This window comes from Candidatus Nitrosarchaeum limnium BG20, assembly GCF_000241145.1.
In the GTDB taxonomy this organism is placed as follows: Archaea; Thermoproteota; Nitrososphaeria; order Nitrososphaerales; family Nitrosopumilaceae; genus Nitrosarchaeum; species Nitrosarchaeum limnae.
Genome location: NZ_AHJG01000007.1, coordinates 1 through 1,161, shown reverse-complemented (window position 1 = coordinate 1,161; position 1,161 = coordinate 1). Strand labels below are relative to the sequence as shown.

1 protein-coding gene and 1 pseudogene are annotated in these 1,161 nt (G+C 26.6%); one reads left to right on the top strand and one right to left on the bottom strand.

Features of this window, described 5'->3' with window-relative positions:
• Positions 1 to 231 (bottom strand): annotated as a pseudogene (locus BG20_RS00120) (hypothetical protein); the annotation flags it as partial.
• Positions 232 to 338: 107 nt separating this feature from the next.
• On the opposite strand from BG20_RS00120, the gene BG20_RS00115 reads away from it, so the two are divergent.
• The gene (locus BG20_RS00115; RefSeq protein ID WP_010189429.1) at positions 339 to 1,100 is read left to right on the top strand and encodes a glutamate racemase; all 762 of its coding nucleotides are present in this window, start codon (positions 339 to 341) and stop codon (positions 1,098 to 1,100) included.
• Positions 1,101 to 1,161: the final 61 nt, after the last annotated feature.

Genomic DNA, 1,161 nt, shown 5'->3' with positions numbered 1-1,161 from the left:
TGTACTTGTATCATGTTGCTGCATTGCAGTCACTACTCTCTGAAAGAGTTGCGCGTCTCTTTCATGCAGTTTACCAAGCATAGAGTCCATTTTTGATATTTGAACTTGTAGTTTGTTTACTGCGGTTTGGATTCGTGGTTTTAATGCACCCTGAGGTTTTATTGTCTCACGGAGTTTTTCGGTTACACCTGGAGTCTCTTGTCGAGCCCAAGTCTTATCGAAGTTTGGCATATCAAGTGATTTACAAGTTAGCTCTTAATGGACAGAGTAAATTTAGATAAACTTTAGAGTAAATTTAGCTAACAAAATCTAAATCAGATTCAACATAGAGAAAAACTATGGTAAGAATTGTAGTGTTTGATTCTGGTCTAGGCTCATTGTCTGTGATAAAACCCATACAACAAGAATTCAAATGTGACATAATCTATTTTGCTGACTCAAAAAATTTCCCATATGGAAAAAAATCAATAAAAGAAATTAAAAATATTACATTACACACAATTACAACGCTTCAAAATTTGTTTAAACCAGATTTGATCATAGTAGGCTCAAATACATTATCTCTTACATTAAATTCACACTCAAAAAATATTTTTCCCGTATTACCACCATTAAATGAAGCAAAAAAAATCACAAAATCAAAATCTATTGCAATATTAGCAACAGAATCAATTGTAAAAAGTAAATTACTAAATAGATATTCAAATTTATTTAAAACTAGTAACATAAAAATATTTAAAATCAATGCATCACCTCTAGTTGAATTAGTAGAATCTGGTATGTTTTACTCCAATCCAGAGTTTTGTAAAATTATGATCAAAAAAAATCTTAGCTCCAAGTTAACTAAAAATAATGTAGATATAGTAACATTATCTAGTACACATTTACCATTTATTTTAAAATTTTTAGAAGAAATTTTTCCAAATATAGTTTTTCTTGATCCAAGTAAATTATTAGCTAAAAAACTAAAGAAAAAATATTTCAAGAATTATAATAAAAAAAATTCTTTACAAATATTTACATCAGGAAATACAAAATCACTTGAAGATAAACTCAAACATATTGGAATTAATAACAAGGTTAACAAATTAATTCAATAAATTATTTTACATTCATAAATTTTTGATTAAAAATATACTAATATATTAGAAAAAATTAAAA